The organism is Alteromonas sp. AMM-1 (genome assembly GCF_047290655.1).
GTDB classification, from domain to species: Bacteria; Pseudomonadota; Gammaproteobacteria; order Enterobacterales; family Alteromonadaceae; genus Alteromonas; species Alteromonas mangrovi.
In genome coordinates, this window is sequence record NZ_JBLBUE010000031.1 from 19,894 (window position 1) to 31,332 (window position 11,439).

Below are 11,439 nucleotides of genomic sequence, written 5' to 3' on the forward strand. Positions count from 1 at the left end.
AAACGGACAAAAACATGCAGGAATTGCAACAAACAATTGAAATGGTCCTCGATTATATTCGGGGAATCTGGCTTAAAAAACGCTACATCATGCTTTGCTCATGGTTAATCTGCCCGATTGGCTTTGGTTATATAGCCATGATGCCCGATGTATATAAGTCGGAAGCGGTGGTATTTGTAGACACACGCTCAATGCTTCAACCTTTGTTGAGCGGCCTCGCAATACAAACTAACCCACAGCAGGAAATTGCTATGATGGCTCAAACCCTGTTGAGCCGCTCAAACGTTGAGATTATTGCGCGTGAATCCGACCTGGATATTACGGTTAATAACGCAGATGCCTATAGCCGGTTAATTACTAACCTGAGTAACAGTATTAAGCTCAATCGTACGGGTCGAAATAATATCTACACGATCTCCTATTCCAACAAAGACCCTGAACTGGCGAAACGTGTAGTGCAGGAAACGCTGGATTTATTTGTAGAAGGCAGTTTAGGTAATAACCGACGCGATACCGATACGGCCAGTCGCTTCCTTGAAGAGCAAATTGCTGAGTACGAAACTCGTCTGGTAGAGGCTGAACAACGCCTCGCAGACTTCCAGCGTCGTTACAATGATATTCTGCCGGTACAGGGTTCGTTTTACTCCAACCTTCAGGGTGTCACGCGTGAACTGGATGCGACCAAACTGCAAATAAGGGAACTCGAGCAACAGGTTACCTCATTAAAAGGGCAATTGAGCAGTGGCAAGCTAACAGACGGCTTTGATGTTCGTCAGGGCTCTTCTGATGCACCGGTCATTACCACCCGCTATGATGAACGCATTAAAACGCTGGAAGAACAAATCGACCAGTTAAGACTGCGATTCACCGATAAGCACCCCGATGTTATTGAAGCGCAAAGCCTGCTTGCGTCGTTGGAAAAATCCAGACAAGACGAAATCCAGGCATTCTTCAGTGAATCCGGTGGCGAGGATGACACTGCAAACCTGAGTCCACTTGCAACCGAAATCAAGCTGGAAATCAGCCGGGTTGAAGGTCAGATTGCCTCGTTAAAAGTGCGCGAAACGGATTACAACGCAAGAATCCAGGAACTCAAAAACAAGATTGACCTTGTGCCACAAATCGAAGCTGAGTCTACGGCACTGAACCGTGACTATGGTATTACCAAACAGAAATACGAAGAATTATTACAGCGTAAAGAAGCGGCTGAGCTGTCTCGTCGTGCTGACGTATCGTCTGAAGAACTGCAATTCCGCACTATTGAACCGCCACTTGTACCTGACCAGCCAACGGGTCCAAAACGCCTGATGTTCTACACGGGTATTCTGGTATTAGGTTTTGGTGTAGGTATTGGATTAGCCTTTATTATTAGTCAGCTCCGCCCTGTATTGGTGCGTGGCAGCCAGTTGACCAAACTCACATCGTTCCCGGTTCTGGGTGCAGTTACTCACCTGAACCTCAAGCAAATACAACGCAAAAATCGGTTCAGAGTATTTGTATTTATTCTTTCGTCAGGTGCGATTATATCTATGTATGCTGTTTTGGTTGCCGCTGAAATTGCCCACGTTAATTTAGTAGAGAGGTTCTTATAATGGGTAACAGCATTGAAAAAGCCTTGCAGAAGCAAAAAGAAGCGGCAGAAAAGCGCAAAGCAGAACAAGCTGCTCAGGCGGCAGAACAACCTGAGCCAGCCAAAGCGTCGACCATAGAACGCACACTGGAAAAACAAGCACAGCAGGCTGCGGCGCCCGAACCAGCGCCAGCTATTATACCTGCGGCGCCGGCTGTTAAAGAGCAACCCGTTCAGCAGAGCGCTACTGTTGCCGTCACGGCTGATGACAATGACGACACTGATGGTCACGGCGGCGTAAAAACACTGACACTGGACCTTAAGAGTCTTGATGAACGTGGATTTGTATCGGTTAACAATGCCCGTAAGTTAATCAACGAAGAATACCGTGAAATTAAACGTAAACTGCTTAAAAATGCCTTTGGCGCATTGTCTAAAACCTTGAATAACAGCAACATTATCATGGTGAGTAGTGCCAGACCTTCAGAGGGTAAAACGTTCACTGCAATCAACCTGGCTTTGAGTATTGCTTCCGAGCAAGACAAAACCGTATTGTTGGTAGACGCAGACGTATTAAAACCCAATGTAACCCGCACACTCCGTGTAGATCATCAGGACGGGTTAATGGAATACCTGCTTGATGAAGACAAAGACATTGCCGATGTGTTGTATCGCACTAACGTTGATAAGTTGAGAATCATCCCTGCGGGGCAAACCCACCATTTGTCTACTGAATTGCTGGCCAGTGAACGAATGGCCTATACGATTGATGAATTTTCTAACCGCTACCCTGATCGTATTGTAATAATCGATACACCGCCCCTGATTGGTATCAACGAATCTGCTGTATTGGCGAGTTTTGCCGGACAAGCAGTAATCGTAACCGAAGAAGGCCGTACAAAGCTGAACGACATCAACTCTATTGTTGACCGTTTGAACCCCGACATGGCGGTGGGCTTTGTAGTAAATAAAGCGGTTAACGAAAGTGCCGAGAACGGTAACTACGGTTACTATTACGGCAGTGAACCTCGTGATTAATCAGCGATAAGGGATAGCTTGTGGAAAGGATTGAACAATTTCGCCCGGCACTTATCGCCACGCTGTGCGCGGCAGTATTCAGTACCGCATCGGTAGCCGATGTGCAAATTACCGGTTCAGTAAACTCGTCATTGGTACATCAGTCACTTGATTCGTCTGATGATACACCGGGCCGCTATGAAGACAGAGATACGCTGCAAATTTCTCCAACAGTGGTGGCCAGTTATATCAGCAACAAGTTAAATGCAAACGTTGCCGCTACGCATCTGTATCAGCGCTTTGAATTAGATGCCGGTAGCCGCTCTGATAGTTTTACTGAATTTACATATAACGGCACGCTAAACGTTATTGATAACGTTTTTCAGATTTTTGCCCAGGGTTCACAAGGTTATCAGTCTGTAAGACCAGGCTCTTACACCTCGTCAGATTTTCTGCTGAACAACCAGGACCTGACCAAAACGACCACTCACAGTATTGGCGCTGCACTGGCTGTAGCCCGTAACGATTTTGCAGATGTCAGTATCAGTGGCCGTTATTATCAGGCCAAAAGTGATGCGTCACTTACCGACGATGAATTAGCTAGCCAAAATACCGGCATTGATTCAAAAGGTGCCTCAGCCACATTGGTTCTGGCTAACGGCGACTGGTTCCGCGATGCATACTGGAACGCCAGCGCAAATTACCGCAAAATTGACCGTCAGGACTTTGGTTTTTTTGAATCTCAGTCTGCCAACGGTCAAATTGGCTACAACCTGTATGGTGACTTTGGCCTGGTCGTTACTGCTACTCACGAAGAATTTGAAACAGAGGGTCAGCTATCGGGCGGTTTTGGCTTGTTCGATGGTCAGTTTCAACGTTTCAACACTTACGGCGTCGGCTTAAATTACCGTCCTGCAGCGGGTCGTTTTTTTACCGTGACCGCAAACAAAATTTCTACTGACGGCAATGACGACGGCGAGACGTTTATTGGCGTATCAACGCAATGGCAATTCTCTCCCCGAACCAGCATTTCGGGCGACTATGGCCGCCGTTATTACGGTGAGTCGGGTAGCCTGACATTCAATTATGGTACTCGTGCTGCCAGAGCATCCGTGTCATATCAGGAGAGTACAACAACTTATTCAAGCTTATTGTTTGATTTTGCTGACGCTGGCACGTTTGTATGTCCTGCAGGTGCGGTTGATATTATCGATTGTTTCCAGCCCGATAGTCTGGACTACGAGTTACAGCCCGGAGAACAAGCTGTACAGTTTACTGAGGTTATTTCTGAAGTAACAGAGCAAGTTGTACTGCGTCGCCAGTTGAGTTCTACGCTGGGTTTCCAGAAGCGCAAACTGCGAGTGTCGTTTGACGCCAGGTATATCGACACTACCTACAGTGAAAACAACCGTCAGCAAATCCAAAAAGTAATCGGCATGAATACCAGTCTGCAAGCTGGTGCAAGAAGCAGCCTGTACGCCCGAGCACAATACTCCATATTTGATACTGAATTGAATGGTACGGAAGGTGAATCTAATAACAAGGTTTACACTTTAGGTGTGCGTAATCAGTTATCACGAGGATTATCGGTAAATGCGGAGCTCCGGTATATGGATAACGAAGACAATCGGGATTTAACTACCCCTGCATTCACCCTAAACGAGACCCGCATCACGTTGGGCCTGACCTACAGAATGCAAACTAACGGTCGTTAGTGATTTACAACTCAAAAAAGGGCACTTAATTAAGTGCCCTTTTTATTTTATTCATCATCCGATTTCAGTCTGACGTAAGTACGATACTTTTTCTTAAGCAACTTATCGATGTACTGAGTCAGTTTAATTTTATGGCTAATAGCATCGTCCAGTGCATCTACCAGCTCACCCAGCATGGCTTTGTAATATTCCGCATCTTTTACTTCATTGCCATTAGGCGTGATTAAACGCTGCGGTTTGCCTGGCTGACTACTTTCCTCGTTAACCGGCTGGCTTTCAGCAGCGGGTTCTTCCGCAGCTACAGGCTCATCAGGCACAAACATTTCTTCGCGAACTTCGTCGATTACCGCGTCTACGGCTTTTTCGTCCAACACTTCAAGCTCTTCCAAAAATCCGTACAGCAGGATGCGATCCATCAGCGTGTTGATTTTTCTGGGGACACCACGAGTAAATTTGTAGATGTGCTCGTAGGCTTCAGCAGAGAACAATTGAGTCCCCTTCCAGCCCGCGTGCTGTAAGCGATATTCGATGTAAGACTGCACTTCTTCCAGGGTTAGCGGTGCTAAATGACAGGACGCGACAATTCGCTGGCGAAATTGCTCCATATTCGGCGCACGTAAGATAGGCTGGAGTTCTTCCTGACCCAACAAGAAGCTTTGCAACAATGGCTTACCGGCTTGCTGAAAGTTAGACAACATGCGCAGCTCTTCAATCGTTTCCAGCGGCAGGTTTTGCGCTTCGTCCACCAGCAACAGTGCTCTTTTGCCTTGTTTGCTCAATGAAAACAAAAAGTTTTCCAGATCTTTTAATATATCCGCTTTGGTTTTGCCGGCGACATCAATATCAAACTTAGCCGCCACCATTTTAACCAGCTCATCCGGAGACAGCTTAGGCGTGACTATTTGTGCCGCTACAATATCGCTCTCGATGTCGTCCAGCAAACTGTTCGCGATGGTGGTTTTACCAGTACCAATATCCCCGGTGATAACAATAAAGCCCTCTGCCTGCGATAATCCATATTGCAGATAAGACATGGCCCGCTTGTGCCATTTACTGGCGAAAAAGAAAGCCGGGTCCGGAGTTAGCTGAAACGGCTTTGAGTTAAGTCCATAATAACTTTCGTACATTGATTGCTACTACCGCTAATGTTTCATGAGGCGCCTGCGCGCAATTTGGTTAAGCTTATCCTAAAGAGACCGCTTGTGCATTATCTCAGCGACGAAATTCACACTGACAGAACGAATCAGGGGCGATTATTTCGCCCCTGATGCCATTACTTCTGTTCGAAACTCTGCCGTTTTACTATGGTTTCAATAATGCCTGTCGTCGACACGCCTTCCTCAAAGTGAAGCACTTCTACTACGCCACCATTTTGGATCACGGCTTTACCACCCGCGATGTCTTCCACCTTATAATCGCCGCCTTTTACCAGTACATCGGGTAGTAATCGGCTGATTAAGCGCTCCGGTGTATCCTCGCTAAAGGGGACTACCCAGTCAACCGCACTTAAACCGGCTAATACAGCCATTCTGCGTTGCACGTTGTTCACTGGACGACCAGGGCCCTTTAACGCCTGTACTGACGCATCGGTATTCACGGCTACGATCAGTCGGTCACCGCGTTTTGCCGCCGCATCTAAGTAGGAAACATGGCCCGCGTGCAGTATATCGAAGCAGCCGTTTGTCATTACAATACGCTCTCCGCGCCGTTTTGCTGCGTCAATGGCAATTGCCAGTTGCTCTTCGGTCATCACCCCGCCATCCGGTTGAGATTGCTGACCTGCAGCTACTGCCAGTTCGGTTGTGGATACCGTGGAGGTGCCCAGTTTACCCACAACAATACTGGCAGCTAAGTTAGCCAGTACACAAGCTTGTTGCAGCGATTCACCGGCAGCCATACAAGCAGAAAGCGTTGAAATTACTGTATCACCCGCTCCCGTTACGTCGTATACCTCTTTGGCTTTAGCAGGCAAATGGAATTCCGGTTGATTGGGCTGGAATAATGTCATGCCCTGTTCGGAGCGGGTAACTAACAGAGCCCGTAACGACAGGCTTTCGCACAGCGCGTTAGATTTCTCTACCAGTTGCTGTTCGTTGTCTACCTCACCCACAACAGCACTGAGTTCCGATAAATTAGGTGTAATGAGTGTGGCGTGCTTGTACTTGTTGAAATCACTGCCTTTGGGATCCACCACTACTGGCTTACCCTGTGCAATGGCTAACTGTATCAGGGCCTGAGGATTGCTGAGTGTCCCCTTGGCATAATCCGACAAAATAACCAGGTCACAGTGTGCCAATTGGCGAGCAAATTCCGCTTCCAACGGCGATTTATCGACACTGGCAAACGACTTTTCGAAATCCATACGCAATAGTTGCTGATTTCGGCTCATTACCCGTAATTTGGTAATGGTGTCGAATTGCTCGCAGGACGTAAAGTGGCACTGGATGCCATAGCCGGTTAACCGCGTTTGCAGAATACTGGCGTTGTCGTCCTGCCCCACCAGTCCCATTAGCGTGACTGATGCGCCCAGGGTTGCCAGGTTGATTGCAACGTTAGCAGCGCCGCCTGGTCTGTCTTCAATGTTATTAATATTGACCACCGGCACGGGTGCTTCGGGTGATACGCGCGCCGTGGCGCCGGTCCAATATCGGTCCAGCATAACATCGCCGGCCACAAGAATACGAATTTGGCTAAAATCAGGAAGTGTCATTTTTTTCTATTTGGTTACACTAGTGGCGCAAGTATAACAGTGAAAGGTAGTTCAGAGCCAATTCATGACAGTTTGGTATGTTTACATTCTCAGTACCGCGCAGCAGGTTTACTACACTGGCATCACCAACCACCCTGAACGCCGGTTGCGGCAGCACAGTGGGCACATTAAAGGTGGCGCAAAAGCCCTCAGAGGTAAGGGCCCGCTTCAATTTGAGTGCGTCTTTGAAGTAGCCGATAAATCTACTGCTTTAAAACTGGAAGCCTGGATAAAACGTCATTCCCGCCGAGATAAAGAAGACATCATCCGACAAACGCGTCAGCCACCTGCTGATATGGCGGCCGCACAATTGGCAACCGGATTTATCCGGCAGATGAATTCAACACTCCACTCACAATAAGCGCCATGCCAATACTCAACGTTAACTCAACAGCAGCCACGCCAACATTGTGCTGTTGATCCACTTCCTGCTGATAATTCATACCGCTAAGCAGCATTTTTTTACTGAACGCCACCAACATCCATAGCAATAATGCCAACCCTACACTGGTAACCAGCCAGCCGGTAATGTTACTCACATAGCCTTCGGGATTGTATTCAAGCAAGCCACCAGCAGAAGACACAACTAATGCTACACCTAAGAGATTTCCAGCGTGCTGCACTGCTAATGCCAGTTGGCCAGTCTCAAGGGCACTCTGGAATGAATGATTCTGGTTTTGTAATGCGTACCGAATTTCATAAATACGCGTCATAATGAGTAAAATAGTTAGCACCACCAGGAAGCCGGTGACGATGGCGATAATGGCATTCACGTCACTGCCATTTACCCATTCCATCATACTGCGCAGAATAATTGCACTGGCGACAACACTTGACGCATCTACGAGCGCGACACTCACGCTGCGGTCGCTGATTTTATGTTGCGTATCAACCGCATCCAGCACAATCTTGTCGTGTGCGAAGCGACCAAATTTCACCAGCAGAATACCCACAAACCCAAACATCAGCATACCCAGCGCAGCTTCTTCGTACCCCTGCCCCACATGCCGCCCTACCACTGAGCTAAGCACGATGCAAAGCGACAACATGCCTCCGGCAATGCTTATTCCAAACGCAAAATTGTCTTTCACGCCCAGTTCGTCACTCACTGACACACTGGTACGCGAGCGATTCGTCCATTTCATCACCAGTAATAACAACAATGCCAATGCCACATCAATCGCAACATACACCCACAGATCGTGGGATAACGGCACTAACTTAACCAGTGTTTCCATGTTTTACCTCAATATCATGCTTGGTAATTTGTACTTCGATGCTGGAGCCTGCCACCGGTTTGTGCCAGACTTCATCCATCCAGGTTAATTATCCTAAGTGATTATGAGTACTGAGAAAACCCAATTCCCGATTATTCAGGAAAATGCTGAGTTACAGTGGCAAAAAATTGCATCGAATATTCAGGCTTACCCGATAATTGAACAATACCAGGACGACATCAGGCACGTGCTGGGATTAAGCCCGTTTGTGGGAGAGATAATTGCCGCTCAGCCAAAATGGTTAGCGGACATTCTTACCCATCAGTGGCACCTGCATGCCGACATTCCCCAATTATGTGAGTTACTCAAATCACAACTTACTGGCGTAGAAAATGAAATTAAACTATGCGAGGTATTGCGCCAATTTCGCCAGATACATATGGCTGCTCTGGCATGGCGGGATTTAACCAACCAACAATCTATCGATGTGTCGCTCTCCCAGGTGAGTGTATTGGCCGACGCTTTAATTATGGCTGCCTACCATTGGTTATATAATCATCTGTGTGAACGTCATGGCACACCGCAAGGGCCAAACGGCCCTCAACCTATGCTGATTCTGGGTATGGGAAAACTGGGTGGGCATGAACTGAATTTCTCCAGTGATATCGATTTGATTTTTGCCTACCCCTTCAAAGGTGAAACCGACCATCCACGCAAGCCACTGGAAAACCAACAATTTTTTACCAAACTTGCACAAAAATTGATTTCAGCCCTGAATAAGGTCACCGTGGATGGACAGGTATTCAGGGTTGATATGCGACTGCGTCCATTTGGTGAAAGCGGGCCACTGGTTGCGCACTTCGGCGCGCTGGAAGATTACTATCAGGATCAGGGCCGACAATGGGAAAGATACGCGATGATCAAAGCGCGTGTACTGAATCCACCCTGTCCTTACCGGACGCAACTTGAAGGCATTTTACAACCGTTTATTTATCGCCGGTATCTCGACTTTACCACGTTGGATGCCATTCGCGACATGAAGCGATTAATCAATAAAGAACTGCGTCGACGCCAGCTAACCAACAACATCAAATTGGGGCCGGGCGGTATTCGCGAAGTGGAATTTTTCGCGCAGAGTTTTCAACTTATTCATGGTGGGCGTGAGCCTCGCCTGCAATCCAGGCAGTTACTCATCGTGTTACATCAGCTAGTTGCACTGAAGCTGATTGACAAAGAATCCATCGATTCGCTTATTGAAGATTACTATTTTCTGCGCAAAGCAGAACACACATTGCAGCAATTTAACGATCAACAAACCCAATTATTACCAGACGAACCCTGGCCGCAACAGGTGCTCACTCGGGTGATGGGTTACCTTAGTTACACAGATTTTTTAGATGCTTTGCAACAGGTAACAACACGCATTCACGACCAGTTTAATCAACTGGTTGCTGAGCCTGGTGATGAACAGCAGCAACAGGACGCATTGTTTGTGCGCTGCAAGGACGCCTGGGTAGTTCCCATGACGAGCCCTGAATTTTCAGCGCTGTTTGCGCCTGAGTTATCACCGGAAAATGCCGAAGCCCTGTTTAATCAACTCAATGATTTCAGACAAAATCTGTCCCGCCACAGAATTGGGCAGAAAGGCGAGGATACGCTGGCTAAACTCATTCCGGAACTGCTGTATTTTATGCTCAAGCAATGCCCAGGGGAAACACTGGTTCTGTTTCCCCGACTATGCAGTGTGATAAGTGCTATTACCGGCCGAACAACGTATTTAGACCTACTGCATGAAAATCCCAGCGTACTCAAACAGCTCATAAAATTGTGTGCCCGCAGTGAATGGATCACCGAACAAATACGTAGCTTCCCCTTGTTGTTGGACGAACTATTAACCCCGCTATACTTGCAGCAACAGCAAACCAATATTTCATTGTGTTTTGCCGAGTATACCGACGAACTTCGTCAGGCTTTATTGCGTGTAGAGCCTGAGGATACAGAGCAACTGATGGAACAGTGGCGGCAATTTAAGCTGAGCCAGCAATTGCGCATCGCTGCCAGTGATATTTCGGGATCGTTGCCTATTGCCCGGGTCAGCGACAAACTCACCGCATTGGCCGAAGTAATGCTGCATGCTGTACTCAAGTCAGCCTGGGGACAGGTAACCGACAAATTTGGCACGCCCGCCCACCTGAAAGAAGGTGAATACGGCTTTCTGATTGTAGGTTATGGCAAGCTTGGCGGGTATGAGCTGGGTTATGGTTCAGATTTGGATCTGGTATTTTTGCATAACGCGCCCAGTGACAGTATTACCTCAGGTAGCAAATCCATCTCTTCGCAACAGTTTTACATTAAATTGTCGCAGCGCATCATGCATTTGCTCAACACCAAAACCATGGCGGGACAGCTCTACGAAACCGATTTGCGTCTTCGCCCATCGGGCAATGCCGGCCTGCTGTGTTGTCATGAATCGGGATTTTCCCACTATCAGGAAAAGGAAGCATGGACATGGGAACACCAGGCGCTGGTGCGAGCGCGAAGCATTGTAGGCGATAGTGCCCTGCACGACAGCTTTATGCGCATTCGCCAATCAGTATTGCAGCGCAAACGAGAACTCCCTGCATTGGTTAATGATGTAGTGTCTATGCGTGAGAAGATGCGTGAACACCTCTTAGACGCTAACGCTGAAGGCCTGGACTTGAAGCAATGTGAAGGCGGCATTACCGATATTGAATTTATGACCCAATTTTGGGTATTGGGTTATGCCCATCAGTTTCCGTCACTCATAAAATGGACCGATAACCTGCGAATCATCGATACCGTTGCAGAGGTAGGGTTAATTTCGGTAGAGCAAGCACAAGCGTTACAGGACGCCTATTTAACTCTGCGCGATCACTATCATCAGCTCACGTTGTCGGGTGTTAAGCTTGCCAGTCAGACTGACGCACTCAACACCATTCGCCAGCGCGTGTCTGCTTTGTGGCAAGCTTGCTTAGCTAAATAACAATATCTCATTGCCCAAACACCTGCTCTGGCTGGCTGTTTGGGCAATGAGGAAGCGTTTAGCCCCGCACCCGATTGCACTGTTGGGTCAGGTATTCCGTTACGTTTTCAGTTACTACCAGTGAGCGCTGCTTAGGACAAACAAACGTAGCCACTTTTCCTTCGAAA

8 protein-coding genes are annotated in these 11,439 nt (G+C 47.7%); 5 read left to right on the plus strand and 3 right to left on the minus strand.

Going from position 1 to position 11,439, the window contains the following annotated elements; all coding sequences use genetic code 11:
• Positions 1-14: 14 nt before the first annotated feature.
• Genes ACLR2L_RS08040 through ACLR2L_RS08050 form a run of 3 tightly spaced genes read left to right on the plus strand, consistent with a single transcriptional unit; the run spans position 15 to position 4,302 of the window.
• A complete protein-coding gene (locus ACLR2L_RS08040) occupies positions 15-1,592 on the plus strand; it encodes an XrtA system polysaccharide chain length determinant (protein WP_413367236.1) in 1,578 nt (525 codons plus the stop codon).
• Positions 1,592-2,608, plus strand: coding sequence for an XrtA-associated tyrosine autokinase (locus ACLR2L_RS08045; RefSeq protein WP_413367238.1), 1,017 nt, complete (start codon positions 1,592-1,594; stop codon positions 2,606-2,608). Before ACLR2L_RS08040 ends, ACLR2L_RS08045 begins: the two co-directional genes overlap by 1 nt.
• A gap of 20 nt (positions 2,609-2,628) precedes the next feature.
• Positions 2,629-4,302: a hypothetical protein gene (locus ACLR2L_RS08050; RefSeq protein ID WP_413367240.1), complete on the plus strand. Its 1,674-nt coding sequence runs from the start codon at positions 2,629-2,631 to the stop codon at positions 4,300-4,302.
• A 47-nt stretch (positions 4,303-4,349) separates the two neighbouring features.
• Here the strand turns inward: ACLR2L_RS08050 and ACLR2L_RS08055 are convergent, their stop codons facing one another.
• Both ACLR2L_RS08055 and hldE read right to left on the minus strand, forming a co-directional pair.
• Positions 4,350-5,429: an XrtA/PEP-CTERM system-associated ATPase gene (locus ACLR2L_RS08055; protein ID WP_140956301.1), complete on the minus strand. Its 1,080-nt coding sequence runs from the start codon at positions 5,427-5,429 to the stop codon at positions 4,350-4,352.
• Between the two features lie 146 nt (positions 5,430-5,575).
• Positions 5,576-7,012 (minus strand): bifunctional D-glycero-beta-D-manno-heptose-7-phosphate kinase/D-glycero-beta-D-manno-heptose 1-phosphate adenylyltransferase HldE, encoded by a 1,437-nt coding sequence (gene hldE, locus ACLR2L_RS08060; protein ID WP_413367242.1) that lies wholly within the window; start codon positions 7,010-7,012, stop codon positions 5,576-5,578.
• A gap of 64 nt (positions 7,013-7,076) precedes the next feature.
• On the opposite strand from hldE, the gene ACLR2L_RS08065 reads away from it, so the two are divergent.
• A complete protein-coding gene (locus ACLR2L_RS08065; RefSeq protein ID WP_413367244.1) occupies positions 7,077-7,412 on the plus strand; it encodes a GIY-YIG nuclease family protein in 336 nt (111 codons plus the stop codon).
• Here ACLR2L_RS08065 and ACLR2L_RS08070 read toward each other — a convergent pair.
• Positions 7,375-8,289 (minus strand): DUF350 domain-containing protein, encoded by a 915-nt coding sequence (locus ACLR2L_RS08070; RefSeq protein ID WP_413367246.1) that lies wholly within the window; start codon positions 8,287-8,289, stop codon positions 7,375-7,377. The genes ACLR2L_RS08065 and ACLR2L_RS08070 overlap by 38 nt on opposite strands.
• Positions 8,290-8,392: 103 nt before the next feature.
• On the opposite strand from ACLR2L_RS08070, the gene glnE reads away from it, so the two are divergent.
• The gene (gene glnE, locus ACLR2L_RS08075; RefSeq protein ID WP_413367248.1) at positions 8,393-11,272 is read left to right on the plus strand and encodes a bifunctional [glutamate--ammonia ligase]-adenylyl-L-tyrosine phosphorylase/[glutamate--ammonia-ligase] adenylyltransferase; all 2,880 of its coding nucleotides are present in this window, start codon (positions 8,393-8,395) and stop codon (positions 11,270-11,272) included.
• Positions 11,273-11,439: the final 167 nt, after the last annotated feature.